Source organism: Paraburkholderia tropica, from assembly GCF_900109265.1.
GTDB lineage: Bacteria > Pseudomonadota > Gammaproteobacteria > Burkholderiales > Burkholderiaceae > Paraburkholderia > Paraburkholderia tropica.
In genome coordinates this window covers 80,910-106,403 of record NZ_FNZM01000009.1, presented here as the reverse complement: position 1 = coordinate 106,403, position 25,494 = coordinate 80,910, and the positions used below count along the sequence as shown (strand labels likewise).

The following is a 25,494-nucleotide window of genomic DNA, read 5'->3' as shown; positions in this document are numbered from 1 at the left end:
ATATTGTAAGTCCGCGCCCGCCGGCGTGCAGGACAGGCCATCGTTGTCATCGACACCGTCGGGCGGCACGCCTCCCGCACGCGCACGCGCCGGACCCGGCGAGCCCGCTCCATCCCATAACGAGAATGATCGCATTCGAGCCGAGGAGACCGACGAGCATGACTGCGCCGCTGCTGGGACACATGATGGACGTGCCGCTTCTCGTGTCGTCGCTGATCGCGCATGCCGCGCGTCATCACGGCAACACCGAGATCGTTTCGCGCCGCATCGAGGGCGACCTGCACCGCTATACCTACCGCGATTGCGAGACGCGCGCGAAGCAGCTCGCGCAGGCGCTCATCGCGCTGGGCGTCGAGCCCGGCGAGCGCGTCGGCACGCTGGCCTGGAACGGCTACCGGCACATGGAAGCGTATTTCGGCGTGACCGGTTTCGGCGCCGTGTGCCACACGATCAATCCGCGTCTCTTTCCCGAGCAGATCGCCTGGATCGTCAATCACGCCGACGATCGCTATGTGCTGTTCGACCTCACGTTCGCGCCGCTCGTCGACGCACTCGCGCCGCAATGTCCGAACGTGCGCGGCTGGATCGCGCTGTGCGACGAATCCTGTCTCCCGGCGATGAAAACGCCGGTGCTCGCGTATGAAACGCTGCTCGCGGCGCAAGACGGCGATTATGCCTGGCCCTTGCTCGACGAGCGTAGCGCGTCGAATCTCTGCTACACATCGGGCACCACCGGCAATCCGAAGGGCGCGCTCTACACGCATCGTTCGTCGGTGCTGCATGCGTACGCGGCGTCCTTGCCCGATTCGATCGGGCTCTCGGCGCGCGACGCGATCCTGCCCGTCGTGCCGATGTTCCATGTGAATGCGTGGGGCATTCCGCACGCGGCGCCGCTGAACGGCACCAAGCTCGTGCTGCCCGGCAAGGATCTCGACGGCAAGTCGCTCTACGAGTTGATGGAGTCCGAGGGCGTGACCTGTTCGGCGGGCGTGCCGACAGTGTGGCTCGGCCTGCTCACGTATATGCGCGACGCGGGCGTGAAGTTTTCGACCTTGCAGCGTACGGTGATCGGCGGTTCGGCGTGTCCGCCCGCGATGCTGCGCACTTACGAAGACACCTACGGCGTGCAGGTGATTCACGCGTGGGGCATGACGGAGATGTCGCCGCTCGGCACGCTCGCGAAGCTCAACTGGGAGCAGTCGCAGCGTCCGCCGGACGCGCGCCGCGCGCTGCTCGAAAAGCAGGGACGCGTGATTTTCGGCGTCGACATGAAGATCGTCGGCGACGACGGGCGCGAGTTGCCGTGGGACGGCGTCGCGTTCGGCGACCTGCATGTGCGCGGGCCGTGGGTCATCGACCGTTATTTCCGGCAGGCGGGCGGCACGCCGCTGATCGACGGCTGGTTCCCGACCGGCGACGTCGCGACCATCGACGCCGACGGCTTCCTGCACATCACCGACCGCAGCAAGGACGTGATCAAGTCGGGCGGCGAGTGGATCAGTTCGATCGAGCTGGAAAACATCGCGGTTTCGCATCCGGCGATTGCGGAGGCCGCGTGTATTGCCTGTGCGCATCCGCGCTGGACCGAGCGGCCGCTGATCGTCGCGGTGAAGAAGCCCGGCGCCGAGGTCACCCGCGAGGCGCTGCTCGCGTATTTCGACGGCAAGGTCGTGAAATGGTGGCAGCCCGACGACGTGGCTTTCGTCGACGAACTGCCGCACACGGCCACCGGCAAGCTGCAAAAGCTCAAACTGCGCGAGCAGTTCCGCGATCACGTGCTGCCCACGGCGGCAGCGGCGAGCGAGCAATGTCCGATGGAGCCGCTCGACGCGAATATCGATGCGCACGCGGGTGGCGGCGCGCACCCGGTCAAGTCGGCGGCGACGCCCGATTAGAGCCGCATCACGGTTAGCTCGATACGTATCGAGCGTTGCTTCGGCGCGGCCTGCGGGCCGCGTTTTTTTATGCGCTTTCCGTACGCTTCGAGCCGTTTGTTCCCAAACCTGCACGACGGTCGGTACAAACCCTGACGCCTTTGTTATCGAAAAAAATGGAACGAACGTTCTTTTTTCGGTATTCTGCCTGCTGACCGGGAATGTCGGACAATGAAGCCGGCGACGCACAACGCGGCCCGCAAGCATGGAGGCAGGCAAATGGTAGTGGACAACGCGGCAGTGATTTACACGACTCGCGACGGCGTCGCCGTCATCACGCTCAACAATCCGCCCGTCAACGGCCTGGGTCACGCGACCCGTACCGGCATCGTCGAGGGCATCGCGCGCGCCAACGCCGACACGGCGGTCACGGCCATCGTCATCACGGGCGCGGGCAAGGCGTTTTCGGGCGGCGCCGACATCACCGAATTCAACACGCCGAAGGCCACCCAGGAGCCCACGCTCCACACCGTCATCAAGGAAGTGGAGAAGAGTGCGAAGCCGGTGGTCGCGGCGATCCACAGCGTGGCGATGGGCGGCGGCCTCGAACTGGCGCTCGGCGCGCACTATCGCATCGCGGCGCCCGGCGCGCAGATCGCGCTGCCCGAAGTGAAGCTCGGCATTCTGCCCGGCGCGGGCGGCACGCAGCGCCTGCCGCGCGCGATCGGCCTCGAAGCCGCGCTGAACATGATCGTCAGCGGCGCGCCGGTGCCGAGCGAGAAGCTCGCGAAGTCGGGCCTGTTCGACGCCATGGCGCAAGGCGATCTGCTCGACGAAGCCGTTGCGTTCGCGCGCAAGGCCGCCGACAAGCAGGGTCCGCATCCGCTCGTGCGCAACCGCAAGATCGAGCATCCGAACGCCGAAGGCTTCCTGCAGTTCTCGCGCAACACCGTGGGCGCGATGTCGAAGAACTATCCGGCGCCGGTCAAGTGCATCGACGCCATCGCCGCGGGCGTGAAGCAGGGCTTCGACAAGGGCCTCGCCTACGAGCGCGAATGCTTCGTCGAACTGGTGCAAACGCCGGAATCGCACGCGCTGCGTCACGCGTTCTTCGGCGAGCGCGCCGCGAGCAAGATTCCCGATGTGCCGTCGAGCACGCCCACGCGCGACATCCAGACAGTCGCGGTGATCGGCGCAGGCACGATGGGCGGCGGCATCACGATGAACTTCCTGAACGCGGGCGTGCCGGTCACGCTGCTCGAAACGAAGCAGGAAGCGCTCGATCGCGGTCTCGCCACGATCCGCAAGAACTACGAAGCGCAGGTCAAGAAGGGCAAGCTCACGCAGGAGAAGCTCGACGCGCGCATGGCGCTGATCAGCCCGACGCTGTCCTACCACGACCTCAAGCAGGCCGATCTCATCATCGAAGCGGTGTTCGAAGAACTCGGCGTGAAGGAGCAGGTGTTCAAGCGTCTGGACGAAGTCGCGAAGCCGGGCGCCATTCTCGCCTCGAACACCTCGACGCTCGACGTCGACAAGATCGCGGCCTTCACGAAGCGTCCGCAGGACGTGGTCGGTCTGCACTTCTTCAGTCCGGCCAACGTCATGAAGCTGCTCGAAGTCGTGCGCGGCAAGGAAACCGCGAAGGACGTGCTGGCCACCGTCATGCAGGTCGCGAAGAAGATCCGCAAGACGGCCGTGGTCTCGGGCGTGTGCGACGGCTTCATCGGCAACCGCATGATCGAGCAGTACGTGCGCCAGGCGCTCTACATGCTCGAAGAAGGCGCGCTGCCCGCGCAGGTCGACCGCGCGATCGAGAAGTTCGGCTTCGCGATGGGGCCGTTCCGCATGAGCGACCTCGCGGGCAACGATATCGGCTGGGCGATCCGCAAGCGTCGTTACCAGGAACATCCGGACATGAAGTACTCGAAGATCGCCGACCGTCTGTGCGAAACGGGGCGCTTCGGCCAGAAGACCGGCGCGGGCTGGTACGACTACAAGGCGGGCGAACGCAATGCGCTGCCCTCGAAGCTCGTCGACGACATGATCGTCGCGTACTCGAAGGAAGCGGGCGCCGAACGCCGCAAGATCAGCGACGAGGAAATCGTCGAGCGCCTGGTCTACGCGCTCGTCAACGAAGGCGCGAAGATTCTCGAAGAAGGCATCGCGTCGAAGGCGTCGGACATCGACATGGTCTATCTCACGGGCTACGGCTTCCCGCTGTGGCGCGGCGGCCCGATGCTCTACGCCGACACGGTCGGTCTCTACAACGTGGCGCGCTCGATTCGCCGCTACGCGCAACAGCCGAACGGCGACGCCTGGCAGATCGCGTCGTCGCTGGCCAAGCGCGCGGAGAACGGCGGCGCGTTCAACTGAGCGACGCCCGCACGCGTATCAACCAGATGTATCAACGCTAGCAAGAACGGACGAACACGATGAGAAGCGCAGACGACGTGCTCCTGCTGATCGACCTGCAATACGACTTCATGCCAGGCGGGGCGCTGGCCGTCGCGCACGGCGACGAAGTCGTGCCGGTCGCCAACCGGCTCGCGCAGGGCTTCGCGCATGTGGTGCTCACGCAGGATTGGCACCCGGCGGCGCACGTGTCGTTTGCCGCGAATCACGCGGGGCGCCAGCCCTTCGAGACCGTCGCGCTGCCGTACGGCGAGCAGGTGCTGTGGCCCACGCACTGCGTGCAGGGCACGCCAGGCGCGGCTTTGCATCGCGATCTCGACGTGCCGCATGCGCGCGCGGTCATCCGCAAGGGTCATCACGTGGACGTCGACAGCTACTCGGCGTTTCTCGAAGCCGATCGCACGACGCCCACCGGACTCGCGGGCTATCTGCGCGATACGGGCGCGAAGCGCGTGTACTGCTGCGGCCTCGCGACCGACTATTGCGTTGCGTGGTCCGCGCTCGATGCGCGCGCCGCGGGCTTCGAAACCGTGCTGATCGAAGACGCCTCGCGCGCCATCGACCTGAACGGCTCGCTGGCCGCCGCGTGGGAGCAGTTGCAGGCGGCGGGCGTGAAGCGCGCGCAGTCGGCCGACGTGCTGCGCGGCGCGGCCTGAGGGCGCAGATTCCCCCGCATTCGTTCGTTCGAAGCGACAGAGATTCACCGGATCAAACCATTGGGATGGGATCGGCGCACCGCGCACAGGCGCAAGCGCCGATCGACAAGGAGACACACAGATGACTGACGCCGTAATCGTTTCGACCGCCCGCACGGGCCTCGCCAAATCGTGGAAGGGCTCGTTCAACATGACGCACGGCGCCACGCTCGGCGGCCACGTCACGCAGGCCGCCGTCGAGCGCGCGAAGATCGACCCCGCGCGCGTCGAGGACGTGATCATGGGCTGCGCCAATCCCGAAGGCGCGACGGGCGCCAACATCGCTCGCCAGATCGCGCTGCGCGCGGGCCTGCCGGTCTCGGTGCCGGGCATGACGGTGAACCGTTTCTGTTCGTCCGGTCTCCAGACGATTGCGCTCGCGGCGCAACGCGTGATTGCCGGTGAAGGCGACGTGTTCGTGGCGGGCGGCGTGGAATCCATTTCGTGCGTGCAGAACGAAATGAATCGCCACATGATGGCCGAAGGCTGGCTCAGCCAGCACAAGCCGGAAATCTACTGGAGCATGCTGCAGACGGCGGAAAACGTCGCGAAACGCTACGAAATCTCGAAGGATCGTCAGGACGAATACGGCGTGCAGTCGCAACTGCGCGCGGCCGCGGCGCAGGCGGCGGGTCTCTTCAACGACGAAATCGTGCCGATGACGGTGCTCGCGGGCGTCGCCGACAAGGCTTCGGGCCAGCTGATCACGAAGGAAGTGACGATCTCGTCCGACGAAGGCATTCGCGGCGACACCACGCTCGAAGGCGTGGCGAAGATCCGCACGGCGATGCCCGGCGGCGTGATCACGGCGGGCAACGCGAGCCAGTTCTCGGACGGCGCGAGCGCCTGCGTGGTCATGAACGCCAAGGTCGCGGAACGCGAGGGCCTGCAACCGCTCGGCATCTTCCGCGGCTTCGCCGTGGCCGGTTGCGAGCCCGACGAAATGGGCATCGGCCCGGTGTTCGCGGTGCCGAAGCTCCTCAAGCAGGCGGGCCTCAAGGTCGAGGACATCGACCTGTGGGAACTGAACGAAGCGTTCGCGGTGCAGGTGCTCTATTGCCGCGACAAGCTCGGCATTCCCGCCGATCGCCTGAACGTGAACGGCGGCGCGATCGCGGTCGGTCACCCGTATGGCGTTTCGGGTGCGCGTCTCACCGGTCATGCGCTGATCGAAGGCAAGCGCCGCGGCGCGAAGCTCGTCGTCGTCACGATGTGTATCGGTGGCGGTCAGGGCGCGGCGGGGCTTTTCGAAGTCGTGTAACGCCCGCAAGGCGCGCGATCCAGCGGCGCGCCCACGCCACGAGCGGCGACGCGGCCGCCGGCACGATCAGCACGCCGGCGGCATCGCGTTCCACGCCGCTCAAGCCGTACCAGCCCCGATCGCTGATCGGATAACGCTCGCCTTCGTCGAGGCGCCGCGCCTGTAGCGGTGCGACGTGGCCGGCCAGGGCGAGAGCGGCATCGCGATACGTCACGCACAGCGCGCCTTCCACTGCAACGAGCGCAGCGCCGCGACGCAAGGCGATCCAGTGAACCTGATGGGGCGCGATGCGCAGCAGCGGCGGCGGCGACGCCAAAGCCGCGTCGGGCGCGCCCGGGGCAAAAGACGAGAGGGTGGGCAAGTCGTGCATGATCGAGACCTGAACGTTGAAGTGCTGACATGCCCCGACTTTATGGGCGCGAACGCGCGCGCAACAGGCACAACGGGGCGCGATCCGTTGCGCTACAGCGGTGACAAACATCGCGCTGTATCGGTGCAAAGCGACAAGACGTGTATCTGTCGCGCCCGGCCGCCGCTCTGGCATCATCGACCGATGAACGTCCCCGATCAGCCTCTTTACCGGCAACTCGCCGGCCACTACCGGCGCTCCATCGAAAGCGGCGTGCTGCGTCCCGGCGACCGCATGCCGTCGATGCGCGCGTTCATGCGCCAGCACGACGTGAGTCTCGCCACCGCGACCGAAAGCTATCGCGTGCTCGAACGCGAATCGCTGATCGAGGCGCGTCCGCGCGAAGGCTATTTCGTGCGCGCGGCGAATGCGAACACGCTGCCCGCCGCGCGCGAGCCCGACTGGCAGGACGCGACGCACCGCGAACCGCTCGTCGCGCAGTTCGTCGGCATGCACGCGGCCATTTCCGCGCTCGTGGCGCGCTTTCAGCAGGTGCCCGATGCGCTCAATCTCGGCGGCGTGACCGCCGCCGACGCGCTGTTTCCCGGCGAGGAATTGCAGAAGATCGCCGTGCGCATCCTGCGCCGCCGTCCCGATCTGCTCACGTCGCCGGGCCATGAGCGCGGCGATCCGCAACTGCGCGCCGTGATCGCGCGACGTGCGCTTGCGGCGGGCTTCGCCGTTCACGCCGACGAGATCGTCATGACCAACGGCGGCACCGAGGCGGTCAATCTCGCCCTGCGCGCGGTGACGCAGCCCGGCGACACGGTCGCCGTCGAATCGCCGTGTTTTTACGGCTTGCTGCAGGTGCTCGAAAGTCTCGGTCTGCGCGCGCTCGAAATTCCCGCGAGCCCGACCACCGGGCTGTCGGTCGAGGCGCTCGAATTCGCCTTGCAGCAGCATCCGGAACTGAAGGCCGTGGTGGTGGTGCCGCATCTGCAGAATCCGCTCGGCTGCGTGATGCCGGATGCGCACAAGCAGCGCATTGTCGAGTTGTGCACGCAGGCGGGCGTGGCCGTGATCGAAGACGATCCGTACCGCGAACTCGTCGAAGGCGAGACCGCGCCGCGCGCCCTGAAAGCGTGGGACAGCGCGGGCACGGTGATTCACTGCACGTCGTTCAACAAGACGCTCGCGCCGGGCATGCGCGTGGGCTGGATGGCGGGCGGGCGCTGGCACGCGCGCATCGCGATGCTGAAGTTTTCGCAGTCGCGCCTGAACGAACCGCTTTCGCAGGCCGTGCTCGCCGAGTTCCTGCAAAGCCAGGCGCACGAACGCCATTTGCGCCGCCTGCGCGAGCGGCTGCGCGCGCAGCGCGAACGTATGGCGCAGGGCATCGGCGCGGCGTTTCCCGAGGGCACGCGCTTCACGCCGCCGGCAGGCGGGCTGGCGTTCTGGATCGAGTTGCCGCGGCATGTGTCGTCGATGGCGCTGTTCGACGCCGCGCTCGCCGAGCGTATCCGCATCATGCCCGGCACCGTGTTTTCGAACTCGGGGCGTTTCGAACATTGCATCCGCGTGAGCTGTCCGGGTCCGCTGCCCCATAGCGCCGATGATGCGCTGCTGCGGATCGGCGCGATCGCACACCGGCTGGCCCGCGAAAACGCGCTGCCGGGCGCGGGCGCGAAGGCATGAGCGGGCCATGTACGCGCGCTCGCACGGGTATCATGACGGCTGCCTTGCGCCCGTGCTTCGCACGGCGCGCGAGCCCCGTTCATGCAACAGAGAAAAGGTGAAACCGTGATTCGTCATATCGTGATGTGGAAGCTCAAGGAAACGGCCGAAGGCGCGACGCGCGCCGAGAATGTCGCGAAGTTCAAGACGCTGCTCGAAGCCTGCCGCGACCTCGTGCCGGGCACGCTGCATCTCGAAGTCGGCGTGGCGGGCGAGGGTCTCGATTCGACCTACGATCTCGCGCTGCTTTCCGATTTCGCCGACAAGGCCGCGCTCGACGCTTACCAGGTTCACCCCGAACACCTCGTCGTGAAGGACTTCGCCAAGCGCGTGGTCGAGTCGCGTCAGGCTGTCGATTACGTCGTGTGAAGCTCGCCATGATCGGAACCGCAGATACCACCCAGGGCAGCGCGCCGAGCGGCGGCGAGGCCCAGCAGCCAGCGCAGCCGGCCCCAACGGCACAATCGGCACAGCCGCACGATGCCCAGAACGCGGGCATGGTGATCGAAAGCCCGTTCGTCGACCATCTGGGCGCGCAGCTCGTCAGCGCGCGCGACGGCGCGAGCGAAGTGATGCTGCCGCTTGCCGAGCGTCACCTGAACACGTGGGACGTCGCGCATGGCGGCGTGACCATGACGCTCGCCGACATCGCGCTCGCGATGGCCGCGCGCAGCGTCGCCGCTGACGGCGTGGGCGTCGTCACCGTCGAGATGAAAGTGAACTTCATGCAGCCGGGTCGCGGCGAACTGCGCGCCTATGGCCGCGTGCTGCACCGCTCGACCACGATGGCTTATTGCGAAGGCGAGATCCGCGACAGCGAAGGCCACTTCGTCGCCAAGGCGCTCGGCACCTTCAAATACATGCGCAAGCTCGCTGTGGGTCGCGACGTCACGCGCCAGCGCCTGCGCAGCGATCCCAACGCGAAGCCGGGCCCGAGCGACGGCTGATCGTCGCTTTCGCCCGGCTTCGCGCCTGGCTTGCGCGCCCGCTCCGCAATGAAACGATCACTGTTTCTGGCGGGCGCGCATCCGTTTCCACCCCGCGCGGCCCGTGCCGCGCCTCTTCGAAGCCTGACCACGCTCATGACCCAGACCAATCGCCAGATCCTGCTCGCCTCGCGTCCCGAAGGCGCTGCCAGCGTCGATAACTTCCGTCTCGTCGAAACGCCGCTCGCGCCGCTCGCCCAGGGTCAGGTGCGCGTGCGCAATCACTATCTGTCGCTCGATCCGTACATGCGCGGCCGTATGAACGACAGCAAGTCGTATGCGGCGCCGCAACCGCTCGATTCGGTGATGATCGGCGGCACGGTGGGCGAGGTGGTCGAGTCGCTCAATCCGAAATTCAAGGTGGGCGACAAGGTAGTCGGCATGGCCGGCTGGCAGGAATTCGCGACCTCGGACGGCAACGACATGCACGTCGTCGATACGACGCATGTGCCGCTTTCCGCGTACCTCGGTCCGGTCGGCATGCCGGGCGTCACCGCGTGGTACGGCCTGAACCGCATCATCGCGCCGAAGGCGGGCGAGACCGTGGTCGTGAGCGCGGCAAGCGGCGCGGTCGGCAGCGTGGTTGGCCAACTGGCGAAGCGTGCGGGCTGCCGTGCGGTCGGCATCGCGGGCGGCGCGGAAAAGTGCCGTTACGTGGTCGAGGAACTGGGCTTCGACGCCTGCGTCGACTACAAGGCCGGCAATCTGTATCCCGATCTCAAGGCCGCGACGCCGGACGGCGTGGACGGCTATTTCGAAAACGTGGGCGGCGCGGTGCTCGACGCCACGCTCGCGCGCATGAACGCGTTCGGCCGCATCGCACTGTGCGGCATGATCGCGGGCTACGACGGCGAGCCGATGCCGCTCAAGTATCCGCAACTGCTGCTCACGCAGCGCCTGCTGGTGCAGGGTTTCATCGTGAGCGAACACATGGACGTGTGGCCGCAGGCGCTCGGCGAACTCGGCGCGCTGGTCGCGAAGAAACAGTTGGTGTATCGCGAGACGATCGCCGACGGTCTCGACAACGCGCCCGCCGCGTTCCTCGGCATGCTCAAAGGCCAGAATTTCGGCAAGCAGCTCGTCAAACTGATCTGACGAACCGCGCCGGCCCCTTTCCATGACTTCTGCATCCCTAACGAATAGCACCGGAGACGCGATGTCCGATCCATTTCAGTTCGAAGGCCGCGTGGCCGTCATCACCGGCGCGGCGAGCGGCTTTGGCCGCGCGTTCGCGCAACAGGCCGCCGCGCTCGGCATGAAACTCGTGCTCGCCGACGTCGACGCCGCCACGCTCGACGCCGCCGTGCAGGCAATCCGCGAGCAGGGCGCGCAGGCGATCGGCGTGCGCACCGACGTACGCGATCCCGCCCAGGTCGACGCGCTCGCGCAAGCGGCGATCGAGGCCTATGGCAAGGTCCATCTGCTGTTCAACAACGCGGGCGTGGGCACGGGCGGCTTCCTCTGGGAAAGCAGCGCGAAGGACTGGGAGTGGGTGTTCGGCGTGAACGTGATGGGCGTGGCGAACGGCGTGCGCAGCTTCGCGCCGATCATGCTCAAGCAGGGCGAGCGCGCGCATATCGTCAATACGGCGTCGGTGGCGGGTCTGCTGTCGCCGCCCGCGATGGGCGTCTACAACGCGTCGAAGCACGCGGTGGTCTCGCTCACCGAAACGCTCTATCACGACCTCAAGAACGTGAGCGACGTGGTGAGCTGCTCGCTGCTGTGTCCGGCTTTCGTGCCGACGGGCATCGCCAACGCCGAGCGCAGCCGTCCCGACGATCTGCGCAACGACGCGCCGCCCACGCGCTCGCAACAGGCCGCCGATCTGCAATTGCAGCGCGCCGTGCGTTCGGGCCGCCTCACGCCCGACGACGTCGCGAAAGCCACGTTCGACGCCGTGCGCGATGCGCGCTTTTACATCCTTACGCATCCGGGCATACTCGCTTCGGTCAAGCTGCGTCACGAAGACATCGAAACGCTGCGCAATCCGACCGATCCGCTGTCGCTCAAGCCCGAAGTCAAAGCCGAGGCGAAAGCCAACGCCGCGTCCTGACGCGCAGCCCGGCGAACGGTCCCGGTTGCGCAAGGCGTTATCCGCAACTTTTTCTCCTGCACGAACCGGGACCATGCCGCTGAACGCGAAGATCGCACTCGTCCTCGAAATGGTGGCCCGCGCGGGCCGCACGCCGTATCACGAACTCACGCCTCAGGACGCGCGCGCGTCCTACGAGAAAAGCGCCTCGGTGCTGGAGATCGCGGCCGCGCCGATGCACGCGGTCGACGATCTGCGCCTTCCCGTGCGCGACGGCGAGACGATCCGCGCGCGTCTCTATACGCCGGTCGAACCGAATTGGGCGCAGCCGCTGCCCGCGCTGGTGTATGTCCACGGCGGCGGCTTCACCGTCGGCAGCGTCGATACGCACGATGCGCTGTGCCGTATGTTCGCGCACGACGCGCGCTGCGCCGTGCTCTCGGTCGACTACCGGCTCGCGCCCGAGCACAAGTTTCCCACCGCCGTTCACGACACCTTCGACGCCTACATGTGGCTGCACGCGCATGCGGCGGAATATGGCATCGACGCCGCGCGCCTGGCCGTCGGCGGCGACAGCGCGGGCGGCACGCTCGCAACGGTGTGCGCCGTCCTCGCGCGCGACGCGGGCATCGCGCCCGTGCTGCAAATGCTGATTTATCCGGGCACGGGCGGCTATCAGGACACGGACTCGCACCGGCGTCTCGCGGACGGCTATCTGCTGACCGAAGCCACGATCCAGTGGTTCTTCAACCATTACGTGCGCGCCGCTTCAGACCGCGACGATTGGCGCTTCGCGCCGCTCGACGGCAAGCACGGCATTGGCGGCACGAGCGGCGTGCCGGATTTTCGCGGGCTGGCACCGGCGTGGATCGCGGTGGCGGAGTTCGATCCGCTCGTCGACGAAGGCGTGGCGTACGCGGAGAAACTGCGCGCGGCGGGCAATGACGTCACGCTGGTGCGCTACGACGGCATGATCCACGAGTTCTTCAAGATGGGCGCTTACGTCGACGACGCGCGTCGCGCGCACGCCGACGCCGCGCAAGCGTTGCGCGCGGCGTTCGGTGTGGAGGCGTGATGAGCGGAGCGGCTTAGCGCGCCGTGTCGATGACGTAGCGTTCGTGGCGCTCGAATGCGCCCGGGCGCACGAGGCGGTGCGAGCCGTCGTCGTCGCTGCGTTCGAGCGCCTCGACGTCCAGACGCGCGCCGTTCACGCGTACGCGCAGCGCCGTGGTGCCGCGCGTGCCGTAATCGGGCGTTTCGATGAAGGCCGCCGACAGCGCGCGCTCGCGTTCGAGCGGAATGCCGGTCGCGGGCAGGTCGGCGTCGGGCGCCACGCGCGGGTCGCGCATCATCTCGATCAGACGTTCGAGCGGGACGTCGGCGCCGTCGCTCGCGCGCTGCGTGGGTTGCGTGAGTCGGGCGAGTTCCGCGCGCTTGTGCACGAGCTTCGGCCACGGCGTGTCGAGCACCGCGTTGGAGATGCCGTGCGTGCCTTCGGGCAGCAGCGCGGGCGCGCGGTCGGCGCGATTGCAATACCAGGCGAGCTCGCCGCGCGTCCAGTCGCCGATGATCAGATTGAAGCCGTTGTAGAGCGCTCCGTCGCGCGCGACTTCGTCGAGATAGCCGAGCGCGCTGTCGGGCAGCGTCCCGGTCGCCGCCGACGACCCCATCAGCCAGCGAGACACCAGCGTGCCGCGCGTGGGCGCGTCGGGGCGCATATCGCGCGGCGCGCGATAGTTGGTGAGCGCGGCGAAGCGCCCGCCGCGCGTCATGCCGAGCCACGTGCCGCCGCCGACGAGATCGCGGCCCGCGAGCACGTCGGGCGCGTCGGCCCACCATTGCAGCGGCGCGGCGGTGCGGCGCAGGAACTCGTCGCGGTTCGCGGCGAGCGTGAAGCGCGCGCCTGCGGTCGCCTGCGGGCGCCAGTCGAACACGATCAGGCACATGGCGCGCGACCTCCGTCGCTCAGGCCGCACGCAGAGGGCGGCCGCGTTCCGACCGGCCAGAACGCCAACACCAACACTTCCAGTGCCGACAACGCGTCAGACCTCGGTGGGCAGTGCGTAGGGCAGCGGCAAGAAGCGCAGCGCGGGGCCGTCGGCGGCGCCCAGATGCACGCTGCCCGCTTCGAGCGCCGCGAGCTTGATCTCGGTGAGCAGATCGACGCCGCCTTCGGGCGACGCGGCCGCATTCACGATCATGCCGCAGGGTTGGCCCGGATCGTCGGAATGGAACAGCTCGACGCCCGGACGCGCGGCGTCGCGACCGGCCGCGACGCTCGCGAGCGCCGTGCGCCGCTTGATCGTGCCGCGATACTGGCTGCGCGCGACCACTTCCTGACCCGGATAGCAGCCCTTCTTGAAGTTCACGCCGCCGAGCACGTCGAAGTTGATCATCTGCGGCACGAACTGCTCGCTCACGGCTTGCGTGACGCGCGGCTCGCCCGCGTGGATGTCGAACCAGTCCCACAGCGCGGGCGTGACGCGCGCGATCTTGCCGTCGAGCGCGGCGAGTTTCGCTTCGACCGCGTCCTTCGGACCGACCAGCAGATAGCGCAGACGGCCGGCCGCGTCGGGCAGGCGGATCAGCGAGCCGGCGGTGTCGTCGACCTTGACGTGCACGCCGTCGGGCAGTGCGTCGAACACGCCCGACAGCGCGCCGCGCACGTCGCCCGCGAAGCCGACCACGAGCAGCTTGTCGCTGTCGTCGACGAGCTTGGCCTTGGCGCGCAGCACGAACATCGACAGGCGTTTTTGCACCGCGGCCTGCACGTCCTTCGAGATCAGCAGGCGGATCGTCTCGGCGCTTTTCCAGACGAGGAACGACGCGAGCAGGCGGCCCTTGGCCGAGCAGTAGCCCGCGAGGCGCGCGCCCGCGACGTCCAGATGCTGGATGTCGTTGGTGAGCTGGCTGTGCAGGAAAGTGGCGGCGTCTTCGCCGTTGGCGTCGATCACGCCGAACTGCGGCAGGATCGCGTAGGCGCCGCCCTTGAGCGCGGCGTCGAAGTCGGCGGCGGTCGGGGCGGGCAGATCAGCCTGCACGGCCGGCGAGGAGGAAAGCGTAGTAGCGGGAGCGAGCGGGGAGTTCATGGATTCGGGGAACAGTCAATCCTGACTTTAGCGAGGGCAAGCAGTTATTATATGAGGTCCCCCTGAGTCATGTTTCCATGTCCCTCCTGAAGAAATGCCTTGCCGCCGGCGTTGCGTGCGCCGTGCTGGGCGCAGCCGCCGCAGGCGGTGTCTGGTACTGGGCCACCACGCCCGTTGCACTCGCGGTCCAGCAGCTCGACGTCACCATCAAGCCGCACAGCACCGTGCGCAGCGTTACCGCCCAGTTGAGCCGCGGCGGCGTGCCGGTCCAGCCCCAGTTGTTCGTGCTGATGACCCGCGCGCTCGGCCTGCAGAGCCATCTCAAATCGGGCAATTACGAATTCAAGGCGGGCATCACGCCCTACGAAGTGCTGCAGAAGATGGCGCTCGGCGACGTCAACGAATACGTCGCGACCATCATCGAAGGCTGGACCTTCAAGCGCATGCGCGACGAGCTCGACGCGAATCCGGCGCTGCGCCACGACACCGCGGGCATGAACGACGCCCAGCTTCTGACGGCGATCGGCGCGCCCGCTTCGCCCGAGGGCAGCGGCGAGGGCCTGTTCTTCCCCGACACCTATCTGTTCGACAAGGGTTCGAGCGATCTGGACGTCTTCCGCCGCGCCTATAAGCTCATGCAGACGCATCTGAACGAGGCATGGGCCGCGCGCGCGCCGGGTCTGCCGCTGAAGTCGCCGTACGAGGCGCTGACGCTCGCTTCGCTGGTCGAAAAGGAAACCGGCAAGGCCGGCGACCGTCCGCTGGTGGCCGCCGTATTCACGAACCGCCTCAAGGTGGGCATGCCGCTGCAGACCGATCCGGCGGTGATCTACGGGATGGGCGCGGGCTATCTGGGGCGTCTGCACAAGCGCGATCTGCAAACCGACACTCTTTACAATACGTACCTGCGCCCAGGACTGCCGCCAACGCCAATCGCGTTGCCCGGCGCCGCGGCATTGCAGGCAGCGCTCAATCCGGCGGCGACCGGCGCGCTGTATTTCGTGGCGCGCGGCGACGGCAGCAGCGTGTTTTCCGACAATCTCGTCGACCACAACAAGGCCGTCGACAAATACATCCGGGGTAACTAAATGGCGCGTGGCCGATTCATCACGTTCGAGGGCATCGACGGCGCGGGCAAGACCACGCATCTGGCCTGGTTCCGCGAGCAGCTCGAGCACAAGCTCGCTGCCGGCGGCCGCACGGTGGTCATGACGCGCGAACCGGGCGGCACGCCGCTCGGCGAATCGCTGCGCGATCTCCTGCTGCACGAGCAGATGGACCTCGAAACCGAGGCGCTGCTGATGTTCGCGGCGCGTCGCGAGCATCTCGCGCGCGTGATCGAGCCGGCGCTCGCACGCGGCGACTGGGTGCTGTCGGACCGCTTTTCCGACGCGACCTTTGCCTATCAGGGCGGCGGCCGCGGCCTGCCGCGCGACAAGCTGGAAACGCTTGAACGCTGGGTGCAGGGCGGTTTTCAGCCCGATCTGACCATCCTGTTCGACATCGCGCCCGACACCGCCAGCGAGCGGCGCGGCGCGGCGCGCGAGCCGGACCGCTTCGAAAGCGAGACCGATGCGTTCTTCACGCGCACGCGCGCCGAGTACCTGCGCCGCGCGGAAGAGGCGCCGTACCGCTTCGCGATCGTCGATTCCTCGCAGAGCATCGACGGAATTCGCGCCAAGCTTGAGCAGATCATCGCAACGCTCTGATTGCAAAGCGTTATTTGGCGAAGTTATATGAACGGCGTGGTTCGCGCGAAATCTCGCGAACTTCGCCTAACTGATTGATTCTAAATATGATCTATCCGTGGCAGAGCGGCGACTGGGAACGCCTTCAGCAGTTGCGCAGCCACTGGCCGCATGCGCTGCTGCTGCACGGCCAGGCCGGCATCGGCAAGCTCCAGTTCGCCCAGCATCTGGCGAAGGGGCTGCTGTGCGAGTCGCCGCACCCCGACGGTCAGCCGTGCGGCGCCTGCCCGGCGTGCCACTGGTTCGAGCAGGGCAATCATCCCGATTACCGCGCGGTGGTGCCCGAAGCGCTCGCCAGCCTCGTCGGCCCGACGGGCGACGACAGCGACGGCAAGCCCGAGAAAGCCGACAAGGGCGACGACGAAGGCAAGAAAGGGCGCGCGCCCAGCAAGGAAATCCGCATCGAGCAGGTGCGCGCGCTGCTCGATTTCACGGGCGTCGGCTCGCATCGCGGCGGCATGCGCGTGGTCGTGCTGTATCCGGCCGAAGCGCTCAACGTCGCCGCCGCGAACGCGCTGCTGAAAACGCTGGAGGAACCGCCTTCGGGCGTGGTGTTCCTGATGGTCTCGGCGCGCATCGACCGTTTGCTGCCGACCATCATCAGCCGCTGCCGCCAGTGGCCGATGAGCACGCCCGCGCCTGCCGAGGCGCAGGCCTGGCTTGCGCAGCAGGGCGTGGACGATCCGGTCGGGCTGCTGGCCGAAGCGGGCGGCGCGCCGCTTGCGGCACTCGCGCTCGCGAGCGACGAAAACCGCACGCTGCGCGACTGGACGCTCGCCCAGCTCGCCGCCGGTCCGGCCTGCGATCCGTTCGCCTGCGGCGAGACGCTGCAAAAGCTGCCGGTGCCGCTGGTGCTCGGCTGGTTGCAGCGCTGGGTCTACGATCTGCTGGCCGAACGCACGGCGGGCCGTCCGCGCTATTACCCGCAGTCGGCGGCCGCGCTCGGGCGCTGCGCCGCGAAGCTCGACAGCCCGGCGCTCGCGCGCTACATGAAGACCGTGACGCGTCAGCGCGCGATCGAAAACCATCCGCTCAATGCGCGGCTCGTATTCGAGGAACTGTTTCTCGGCTATCGTGAAATGTTCGCCTGACGCGTATTTGATGCGCGTTTGATCACACAGCGCGCCGCGCCGGCCTTGAGCCTCGCTTAGCCTTAACGATTTTCACCGCAGGACTTGTCCATGTTTGTCGATTCGCATTGCCACATCAACTTCGAGGGCCTCGCCGACCGGCTGCCGCAGGTGCTCGAAAACATGCGCGAGCAGTCCGTGACGCACGCGCTGTGCGTCTCGGTCGATCTGGAGACGCTGCCCTCGGTGCTCGATATCGCGAGCCGCTACGAGAACGTCTACGCGTCGGTGGGCGTGCATCCGGACCACGAAGACGTGCAGGAGCCCTCGGTCGCCGACCTCGTCGAGCTGGCGAAACACCCGAAGGTGGTGGCGATCGGCGAAACGGGGCTCGATTACTACCGTCTGGGCGAACGCACCATCGACGACATGGAATGGCAGCGTGAGCGCTTTCGCGTGCACATTCGCGCGGCGCACGCCACCGGCAAGCCGCTGATCGTCCACACGCGCGCCGCTTCCGAGGACACGCTGCGCATCATGGAAGAGGAGCGCGCGGGCGAGCCGGGCGGCGTGATGCACTGCTTCACGGAGCCGTGGGCGATCGCCGAACGCGCTATCGCGCAGAATTTCTTCATTTCGCTGTCGGGCATCGTGACCTTCAAGAGCGCGACCGATGTGCAGGAAGTGGCGCGCCGCGTGCCGATCGAGCGTCTTTTGATCGAAACGGACTCGCCGTATCTTGCGCCAGTGCCATTTCGTGGCAAACCCAATGAACCTGCGTACGTCAGCCATGTCGGAAGATTCATTGCCCAGCAACGCGGATTGCCGGACGCCGAACTCGGCGCTGCCACCACGCAGAATTTTTTCCGGCTCTTCAAGATTCCGGCTTCGGCCTGAACGCAGCCGCTACGGGCAATGCCGCTGAAAAAACGGCGTGTTATCAATCAGATATCGAATAACGTTAAGGCCTGACATGAACTCGAATTCGCAACTGTCCACCGTGAAATCCGCGCAAACCGTCCGGGGCGCCGCCGTGCGCCGCGTCGCCGCCGCGCTTGCTTTCGGCATGGGCGCCGCCGTGCTCGTCAGCGCGCCGGTCCACGCCGCGCCGATCGATTCGCTCGTGAAAGGCGTGAAGTTCGACGACGACAAGGGCGTCGCCAAGGACATCGCCAACGGCATGGACCCGAACGCGACCGACGACCAGGGCATGCCGCTGCTCGTGCTGGCCGCCCGCGAGAAGTCGGACAAGGTCGCGGCGGTGCTGCTCGACAACCCGGCCATCAAGATCAACGCGCAGGACAAGGCGGGCGAAAACGCGCTCATGCTGGCCTCGCTGAACGGCGACGTCGACCTCGTGAAAATGCTCATCACCAAGGGCGCCGACGTCAACAAGCAGGGCTGGACCCCGCTGCACTACGCGGCCGCAAACGGCAACGACGACGTCGCGAAGCTGCTGATCGGCTATTCGGCCGACGTGAACGCGCAGTCGCCGAACGGCACCACGCCGCTCATGATGGCCGCGCGCGGCGATCACATGAGCACCGCGAATCTGCTGCTCGATCACGGCGCGAATCTGCAGGCCAAGAACCAGATCGGCATGAACGCGCTCGATTTCGCCAAGCAGTACAAGGCGCCGGATGCGATCAAGGACCTCTCGGCGCGCATGGGTCAGGCGGCGCAATAAGGGGCCGATAACGGCTCAGTCAGCGCTCGACCGCACCCCGGGCCGCCTGCCACGCGGCCTCGCGCGCAACGGCCGCGCGGGTGCGGCGCGAACCGGACCCGAGCGGCAGTTATGCAAAACAGTGCACAATAGCGAAATTGCCCCTTGCCGGCAGCCGCGCTCCACGCGCGCACCGGCGGGCGGCGCGCGGCGCAGGGGCGCCGCACCACACGACGATTCAAGGAGAACCATGCTGCGGGCTCTGTTCTGCGCCGGCGCGCTCGTTTTGCCGCTCTCGGCTTTCGCATTCACCGCAAGCGACCTCAACCGCCTTTGCTCGAAGACCGACGTGGCCTCGCGCAGTGCGTGCGCGGCGTATATCGAAGGTGCCGCCGACGGCATCTTCAACACCATCGACGCGATCGGCGGCACGACCGGCCCGCGCGTCGGCCAATACTTCTGCCTGCCGGCGGATGCGCGCTCCGCGCAGCTGACCGACGCCGTGCGCAAGTACATCGCCGACAACCCGAACATCGCGGGCTACAACGCCAGCACGGCGATTTCGCTTGGGCTCGGCAAGGCGTTTCCCTGCAAGACGGGCAGTTGATGGCCGCCTCGGCACGGCGCGTCCGGCCGTGCTGCCCGTCTTTTGCCGCAACCTCCGCCGTATCACCTCGCATCCGTAGCGCCGTTGAACCAACGGCGCAATCGCCAGTCGATTCTCCTGCGCGGCGGCTTTTCCGGGCCGCCGCGTCTCGCGCAGCGCGCCGCTCGCTCGATCCGCACCAGCTGCATTAGCCGCATGAGTCGCACCATCGGCGCAATCTTGAGCGCGTTTTTACACGCATTCGCGTAGCGTTACGCCTGACGGGCCCGGCTTTTGCCGACGCCGCGTTGCCACGCCGCCACGATGTGACGCCGCCGCATGCCGAAAGCGCCGCCGCTGCCGCGCCGTCTCGCCCGCGGGCCTGCCGCCCGTGCCGTTTCCACCAGGTCGCCACGCGCAGGAGGAACTGGCCACCGATGCCCACTCTCGACGACTTTTCCCGACTGACCGACGCCCCGTTGCAAAACTGGCTCGGCACGCTCCTCGTCAGCGCCATCGCGCTGGCCTTCGCTTTCGCTGTGCACTGGCTCGGCGCGCGCGTCGTGCGCCGGCTCGCGCGGCCGTATCCGTATGCGAGCGTGTTCGTGCGCTACGTGAACCCGCCCGCGCGCATGGTGCTCGCCGTGCTCGCGCTGGAGTTCGTCTGGTGGCAGGCGCCCGACACGCTGCACTTCATCAGCACCTTGCGTGAGCTCTGCGCGTTTGCGCTGATCGCCGCCATGACGTGGTTGTCCGTGCGCTGCGCGGCGGCCATCGGCGAGGCGATTATCGCGGCGCATCCGCTCGATATCGCCGACAACCTGCAGGCGCGCCGCATCCACACGCAGGCGCGCGTGCTCGCGCGCACGGTGATGGTCGTGATCATCATTTTCGGGCTCGGCGCGGCGCTGATGACCTTCCCGAACGTGCGCCAGATCGGCGCGAGTCTGCTGGCGTCGGCGGGCGTCGCCGGTCTGGTCGCCGGTATCGCGGCACGCCCCGTGCTGGGGAATCTGATTGCCGGTCTGCAAATCGCGATTTCCCAGCCCATCCGGCTCGACGATGTGGTCGTGATCCAGGGCGAGTGGGGGCGCATCGAAGAAATTACCGGTACGTATGTCTCGGTGCGCATCTGGGACCAGCGGCGGCTGATCGTGCCGCTGCAATGGTTTATCGAGAATCCGTTCACGAACTGGACGCGCAGCAGCTCGCAGATCATCGGCTCGGTGTTTCTGTGGCTCGATTACCGTACGCCGCTCGCGCCGCTGCGCGAGGAACTGGCGCGCATCGTCGAGCGCGCGCCCGAATGGGACAAGCGCGTGCAGGTGTTGCAGGTCACCGATGCCAACGAGCGCGCGATGCAGTTGCGCGTGCTCGTGAGCTCGCAGGATTCGGGGCTGAACTGGGATTTGCGATGCCGTGTGCGTGAAGGGCTGTTCGACTTCATCAACGCGCACTTTCCGCAGTATCTGCCGCGGGCGCGCGCGGAAGTGTCGGCGGACGTCGAGAGCGGCATGGAAGTGCCGACGGGCGAGCTGCCGGCGTTCACGCGGCGCGGCTCGCGAGCCGGTGCTAGCGCGGCGTCGAGCACGGCGGCCAACACCGAAGCCGATCCGGTCGCGGACAGCGGCTCGCGCACGGCGGAGGAGCCGACGCCGTCGCGTTAGATCGTGTTAGAGCGCGGTTGAAACGTCGGTTGCAAGACGAGGCAAAAGAGAGGCAACGCGCCACGGCGAATGTAGACGCAGATGTGAACGCAGATGCAAACCCGGCGCGGCCTATAACTGAAATTGAACAACGAGAAGACATCGCGAAGCAGGCGATCCGTGGAGGAAAAGCACGATGGCAAGACTGATAGTCGTCTCTAACCGCGTGGCGACGCCCACCGAAACCAAAGGCTCGGCGGGCGGCCTCGCCGTGGGCGTGTTCGGCGCGCTCAAGGACGCGGGCGGCGTGTGGTTCGGCTGGAGCGGCGACGTGGTGAGCGAGACGGTGGCGAACGCGGGCCCGACGCTCGATCAGGAAGGACCGGTGACGTTCGCGACCGTCGGTCTCACGAAGAAGGATTACGACCAGTACTACCGCGGTTTTTCGAACGCCACGCTCTGGCCGGTGTTCCACTACCGCAACGACCTCGCACGCTACGAGCGCGACGAATACGCGGGCTATCGCCGCGTGAACGCCTGGCTCGCGCACAAGCTCGTCAAGCTGATCGAGCCCGACGACATCATCTGGGTCCACGACTACCATCTGATTCCGTTCGCCGAGGCGCTGCGTTCGGAAGGCGTGCGCAACCGCATCGGCTTTTTCCTGCACATTCCGTTTCCCTCGCCGCAGGTGCTGCAGACGATTCCGCCGCACGAGGAACTCGTGAAATCGCTGTGCTGCTACGACCTGCTCGGCTTCCAGACGCGCAACGACCAGCAGGCGTTTCACGACTACATCGCGCGCGAGGCGCACGGCACGGTGCGCGAACTGGGCGAAGCCACGAAGCCGGGCAAGGGCGCCGAAACAGCCGGCGAGGTCGAGGAGGAGGGCGTGCTCGAAGCGTACGGACGCACGTTGCACACGGGCGTGTACCGCATCGGCGTGTTTCCCGACGAGATCGCCGAGCAGGCCGCGCGCTACGAAAGCCGCCAGCACGTGCTCGATCTCAAGCAGAGCCTCGAAGGACGCAAGCTCATCATGAGCGTGGACCGGCTCGACTATTCGAAGGGCCTCGTCGAGCGCTTTCAGGCCTTCGAGCAACTGCTCGAACATTCGCCCGAATGGCGCGGCAAAGTCACGCTCGTGCAGATCGCGCCGCCCACGCGTTCGGATGTGGCCAGCTACAAGGTGATTCGCGAGGAACTGGAGCGCGAGGCGGGGCGCATCAACGGCCGCTACTCGGGCCTCGATTACACGCCGATCCGCTACCTGAGCCAGCAGTACGACCGCTGGAAGCTGATGTCGCTGTTCCGCGAGTCGCAGGTGGGTTACGTCACGCCGTTGCACGACGGCATGAATCTCGTCGCCAAGGAATACGTGGCCGCGCAGAATCCCGAGGATCCGGGCGTGCTGGTGCTGTCGATTTTCGCGGGCGCGGCCGCCGAACTCGCGGGCGCGTTACTCGTCAATCCGCACGATGCAACGGGCATGTCGGAGGCGCTCGAGCACGCGCTCTCGATGCCGCTCGAAGAACGCAAGGAGCGCTATCACACCAATATGGAGGCGCTGCGCCGCAACGACCTCGGCGTGTGGCGCGACCGTTTCCTCAGCGATCTCGCGCGCGTGCCGCATCAGCGCTAAGGTTGGGCCCATCGTTGCATCGATGCCTGCCGTCGCGCGTCGATTGCGTATGATCCTGCGTGGATCTTCACACCCGACGCGCCTCGGCTCATCGACACATGCTCACTACGCTCGCCATCGCCAACTACCGCTCGTTGCGCGAACTCATCGTGCCGCTCGGCTCGCTCAACGTCATCACGGGACCGAACGGCAGTGGCAAATCGAATCTGTATCGCGCCTTGCGGCTGCTCGCGCTGACCGCGCGCGGCGGTGTGATTCCGTCGCTGGCGCGCGAGGGCGGTCTGCAATCGACGCTCTGGGCCGGACCCGAGCGCTTCTCGCGCGCCGTGAGTGCGGGCGAGCACGCGGTGCAGGGCACGGTGCGCAAGGACGCGGTGAGCCTCAAGCTCGGTTTCGCGGGCGAGACCTTCGGCTATGCGATCGATCTGGGCTTGCCGCCGCCGGCGTCCACCTCGCAGTTCGCGCTCGATCCGGTGATCAAGCGCGAATGCATCTGGAGCGGGCCGATCCTGCGGCCGTCGGCGTTGCTGGTCGATCGTCAGGGGCCGATGATCCGCATCCGGGGCGAGGGCGGCGGACGCGGGGGAAGCGACGACTGGACCACGCTCGCCCAGCCGGTGGCGAGCTTCGACAGCATGATGACGGAGTTCGCCGACCCGCGCAGCGCGCCCGAGATGATCGCGGTGCGCGAGCAGATCCGCTCGTGGCGCTTCTACGATCATTTCCGCACTGACGTGCAGGCGGCCGCGCGTCAGGTGCAGATCGGCACGCATTCGCCGGTGCTTTCCGACGACGGCGCGAACCTCGCCGCCGCCTTGCAGACGATCCGCGAGATCGGCGACGGCGCGGCGCTCGATGCGGCGATCGGCGATGCGTTTCCGGGCGCGCGCGCGGAGATCGTGAACCACGAAGGGCGTTTCGAGGTGGCGCTGCGCCAGGACGGGCTCTTGCGGCCGTTGCGCGGCGCGGAGCTGTCCGACGGCACGCTGCGTTATCTGCTGCTCGCGGCGGCGCTGCTGAGCCCGCGTCCGCCCGCGCTGCTGGTGCTCGACGAGCCCGAAACGAGCCTGCATCCGGACTTGCTGCCCTCGCTTGCGCGGCTGATCGCACGGGCGTCGACGCAGTCGCAGGTGCTGGTCGTGTCGCATGCGCCGCGGCTGGTCGCCGCGCTCGAACGCGAGGCGGGCAGCCAGTCGATTGTGCTGGAACGGCGCCTCGGTGCCACCGCGCTCGCCGACGAGGATGCGCACGACGTGCCCGCCTGGAAGTGGCCGTCACGTTGATTGTGCTTGCCGCGCTCAGTCGCGTAATCGCACTCTGGCGCGCGGACCATGCGAGAAAGCGAGGATGTATCCGCGTGTAAGTCTGTATAACAATTGAAAGTGTTGCGGCCCGACCAGGCCGCATCCCGAATAATGAAGATGGCGCGCGCGCATCGGCTGCATCGGCTGACGAGGGACGGGCGGTTCTGTCCCTGCCTGGGTTGGCGCATGTGGTGCGCGCGCAACCGGGGCATTCGTGGGCCAGCCGTGCGGCCCCATAATCGGTCGATGCGCTGGAAGGTTGCATCGCCAACGCCCTCGCGACAGCCGTTGCCGGAGACACTCGCTGGAGAACCCGATGAGAATTGCGCAGATCGCCCCGCTGACCGAATCGGTCCCGCCCAAGCTCTATGGCGGCACGGAACGCGCCGTGTCGTACATCACCGAGGCGCTCGTCGAACTCGGCCACGACGTCACGCTGTTCGCCAGCGGCGATTCGGTCACGAGCGCGAAGCTCGAAGCCGTCTGGCCGCGGGCGTTGCGGCTCGATCCGAGCATCCGCGACCGGGTCGCGCCGCACATGCTGCTGATGGAGCTGGTGCGCCGCCAGGCCGACCAGTTCGACGTGCTGCACTTCCATATGGACTACTATTCGTTTTCGGTGTTCAAGCGCCAGGAAACGCCGTTCGTGACCACGCTGCACGGCCGTCTCGATCTGCCCGAGCATCAGCCGGTCTTCGACACGTTCAATACCGCGCCCGTGATTTCGATCTCGAACGCGCAACGCCAGCCCATTCCGCAGGCCAAATGGCTACGCACGGTCTATCACGGGCTGCCCGAGCACCTCTACACGCCGCAGCCGGTCGAGCAGCGTTATCTCGCGTTCCTCGGCCGTATTTCGCCGGAAAAACGCGTGGATACGGCGATTCGCATCGCCGAGCGCTGTGGCCTGCCGATCCGCATCGCCGCCAAGGTCGACGAAGCCGACCGCGAGTATTTCGAGCGCGAGATCAAGCCGCTGCTCGCGCTACCGTTCGTCGAGTTTATCGGCGAAATCAACGATAGCCAGAAGGCCGAATTCCTCTCAGGCGCGCATGCGCTGCTGTTTCCGATCGACTGGCCGGAGCCGTTCGGGCTCGTGATGATCGAGGCGATGGCCTGCGGCACGCCGGTGATCGCGTTCAATCGCGGCGCGGTGCCGGAAGTCGTGGACGAGGGCGTGTCGGGCTTCATCGTCGAGGACGAGATTGGCGCGGTGGCCGCCGTGAACCGCCTGGCACGCGTGCCGCGCGCGGGCGTGCGGCAACGTTTTGAAGAACGCTTCACGTCGCGCCGCATGGCGCAGGAATACGTGGAGGCGTATCAGGCGGTGATCCGCGCGAACAAGCGCTCGCGCTTCAAGGTGATCGACACGTCCGCGACCTGAGCATGGCGTGGTG

The 25,494-nt window shown here is 67.0% G+C and carries 23 protein-coding genes; 20 read left to right on the top strand and 3 right to left on the bottom strand.

Going from position 1 to position 25,494, the window contains the following annotated elements:
* Window positions 1-158 precede the first annotated feature (158 nt).
* The 4 genes from BMY06_RS16350 (at window position 159) to BMY06_RS16335 (ending at window position 6,245) form a co-directional block, all read left to right on the top strand.
* Window positions 159-1,895, top strand: coding sequence for a 3-(methylthio)propionyl-CoA ligase (locus BMY06_RS16350; RefSeq protein WP_065065537.1), 1,737 nt, complete (start codon window positions 159-161; stop codon window positions 1,893-1,895).
* Window positions 1,896-2,153: 258 nt separating this feature from the next.
* Window positions 2,154-4,250, top strand: coding sequence for a 3-hydroxyacyl-CoA dehydrogenase NAD-binding domain-containing protein (locus BMY06_RS16345; protein WP_074984165.1), 2,097 nt, complete (start codon window positions 2,154-2,156; stop codon window positions 4,248-4,250).
* Window positions 4,251-4,309: 59 nt separating this feature from the next.
* Window positions 4,310-4,945 (top strand): bifunctional nicotinamidase/pyrazinamidase, encoded by a 636-nt coding sequence (gene pncA / locus BMY06_RS16340; protein ID WP_074984163.1) that lies wholly within the window; start codon window positions 4,310-4,312, stop codon window positions 4,943-4,945.
* Between the two features lie 121 nt (window positions 4,946-5,066).
* Window positions 5,067-6,245, top strand: coding sequence for an acetyl-CoA C-acyltransferase (locus BMY06_RS16335; RefSeq protein ID WP_074984161.1), 1,179 nt, complete (start codon window positions 5,067-5,069; stop codon window positions 6,243-6,245).
* Here the strand turns inward: BMY06_RS16335 and BMY06_RS16330 are convergent.
* Window positions 6,190-6,726 (bottom strand): hypothetical protein, encoded by a 537-nt coding sequence (locus BMY06_RS16330; RefSeq protein WP_143064423.1) that lies wholly within the window; start codon window positions 6,724-6,726, stop codon window positions 6,190-6,192. The two genes, BMY06_RS16335 and BMY06_RS16330, sit on opposite strands and share 56 nt — an antisense overlap.
* A 72-nt stretch (window positions 6,727-6,798) precedes the next feature.
* Here BMY06_RS16330 and BMY06_RS16325 point away from each other — a divergent pair, with 72 nt between their 5' ends.
* The 6 genes from BMY06_RS16325 (at window position 6,799) to BMY06_RS16300 (ending at window position 12,421) form a co-directional block, all read left to right on the top strand.
* Window positions 6,799-8,289: an aminotransferase-like domain-containing protein gene (locus BMY06_RS16325; protein WP_065065533.1), complete on the top strand. Its 1,491-nt coding sequence runs from the start codon at window positions 6,799-6,801 to the stop codon at window positions 8,287-8,289.
* Window positions 8,290-8,394: 105 nt separating this feature from the next.
* Window positions 8,395-8,697, top strand: a complete 303-nt coding sequence (locus BMY06_RS16320) for a Dabb family protein (protein ID WP_065065587.1) — start codon at window positions 8,395-8,397, stop codon at window positions 8,695-8,697.
* A gap of 128 nt (window positions 8,698-8,825) precedes the next feature.
* Complete coding sequence (locus BMY06_RS16315; RefSeq protein WP_065065532.1) at window positions 8,826-9,275, top strand: PaaI family thioesterase; 450 nt, start codon at window positions 8,826-8,828, stop codon at window positions 9,273-9,275.
* Between the two features lie 135 nt (window positions 9,276-9,410).
* Window positions 9,411-10,409 carry an NADP-dependent oxidoreductase gene (locus tag BMY06_RS16310; RefSeq protein ID WP_074984157.1) on the top strand — a complete coding sequence of 333 codons (999 nt, stop codon included), beginning with the start codon at window positions 9,411-9,413 and terminating at the stop codon, window positions 10,407-10,409.
* A 61-nt stretch (window positions 10,410-10,470) separates the two neighbouring features.
* Window positions 10,471-11,367 carry an SDR family oxidoreductase gene (locus BMY06_RS16305; protein ID WP_074984155.1) on the top strand — a complete coding sequence of 299 codons (897 nt, stop codon included), beginning with the start codon at window positions 10,471-10,473 and terminating at the stop codon, window positions 11,365-11,367.
* Between the two features lie 73 nt (window positions 11,368-11,440).
* On the top strand, window positions 11,441-12,421 hold the full coding sequence (locus BMY06_RS16300) for an alpha/beta hydrolase (protein WP_065065529.1): 981 nt from the start codon (window positions 11,441-11,443) through the stop codon (window positions 12,419-12,421).
* A 13-nt stretch (window positions 12,422-12,434) separates the two neighbouring features.
* On the opposite strand, the gene BMY06_RS16295 is transcribed toward BMY06_RS16300, so the two are convergent.
* Both BMY06_RS16295 and ygfZ read right to left on the bottom strand, forming a co-directional pair.
* Window positions 12,435-13,292, bottom strand: a complete 858-nt coding sequence (locus tag BMY06_RS16295) for an NRDE family protein (RefSeq protein WP_065065528.1) — start codon at window positions 13,290-13,292, stop codon at window positions 12,435-12,437.
* Window positions 13,293-13,388: 96 nt separating this feature from the next.
* Window positions 13,389-14,435, bottom strand: a complete 1,047-nt coding sequence (gene ygfZ, locus BMY06_RS16290; RefSeq protein ID WP_074984154.1) for a CAF17-like 4Fe-4S cluster assembly/insertion protein YgfZ — start codon at window positions 14,433-14,435, stop codon at window positions 13,389-13,391.
* 77 nt (window positions 14,436-14,512) lie between these two features.
* Between ygfZ and mltG the strand changes: the two genes are divergently transcribed.
* From mltG to BMY06_RS16240, 10 genes are all read left to right on the top strand, one after another.
* Entirely contained in the window at window positions 14,513-15,523 is a 1,011-nt protein-coding gene (gene mltG / locus BMY06_RS16285) for an endolytic transglycosylase MltG (protein WP_074984152.1), read from the top strand.
* The gene (tmk, locus tag BMY06_RS16280) at window positions 15,524-16,144 is read left to right on the top strand and encodes a dTMP kinase (RefSeq protein ID WP_065065525.1); all 621 of its coding nucleotides are present in this window, start codon (window positions 15,524-15,526) and stop codon (window positions 16,142-16,144) included.
* Window positions 16,145-16,230: 86 nt separating this feature from the next.
* Window positions 16,231-17,274, top strand: coding sequence for a DNA polymerase III subunit delta' (locus BMY06_RS16275; protein WP_074984151.1), 1,044 nt, complete (start codon window positions 16,231-16,233; stop codon window positions 17,272-17,274).
* A 90-nt stretch (window positions 17,275-17,364) separates the two neighbouring features.
* Entirely contained in the window at window positions 17,365-18,150 is a 786-nt protein-coding gene (locus tag BMY06_RS16270) for a TatD family hydrolase (RefSeq protein ID WP_065065523.1), read from the top strand.
* 76 nt (window positions 18,151-18,226) lie between these two features.
* The gene (locus tag BMY06_RS16265; protein WP_065065522.1) at window positions 18,227-18,940 is read left to right on the top strand and encodes an ankyrin repeat domain-containing protein; all 714 of its coding nucleotides are present in this window, start codon (window positions 18,227-18,229) and stop codon (window positions 18,938-18,940) included.
* A 229-nt stretch (window positions 18,941-19,169) separates the two neighbouring features.
* Complete coding sequence (locus tag BMY06_RS16260; RefSeq protein ID WP_065065521.1) at window positions 19,170-19,526, top strand: Rap1a/Tai family immunity protein; 357 nt, start codon at window positions 19,170-19,172, stop codon at window positions 19,524-19,526.
* Between the two features lie 416 nt (window positions 19,527-19,942).
* Complete coding sequence (locus BMY06_RS16255) at window positions 19,943-21,172, top strand: mechanosensitive ion channel family protein (protein ID WP_074984149.1); 1,230 nt, start codon at window positions 19,943-19,945, stop codon at window positions 21,170-21,172.
* 175 nt (window positions 21,173-21,347) lie between these two features.
* The gene (otsA, locus tag BMY06_RS16250) at window positions 21,348-22,793 is read left to right on the top strand and encodes an alpha,alpha-trehalose-phosphate synthase (UDP-forming) (protein WP_065065519.1); all 1,446 of its coding nucleotides are present in this window, start codon (window positions 21,348-21,350) and stop codon (window positions 22,791-22,793) included.
* 98 nt (window positions 22,794-22,891) lie between these two features.
* Window positions 22,892-24,076: an AAA family ATPase gene (locus BMY06_RS16245; protein WP_074984147.1), complete on the top strand. Its 1,185-nt coding sequence runs from the start codon at window positions 22,892-22,894 to the stop codon at window positions 24,074-24,076.
* A gap of 337 nt (window positions 24,077-24,413) precedes the next feature.
* Window positions 24,414-25,481 carry a glycosyltransferase family 4 protein gene (locus tag BMY06_RS16240; protein WP_065065517.1) on the top strand — a complete coding sequence of 356 codons (1,068 nt, stop codon included), beginning with the start codon at window positions 24,414-24,416 and terminating at the stop codon, window positions 25,479-25,481.
* The last annotated feature ends 13 nt before the right edge of the window (window positions 25,482-25,494 follow it).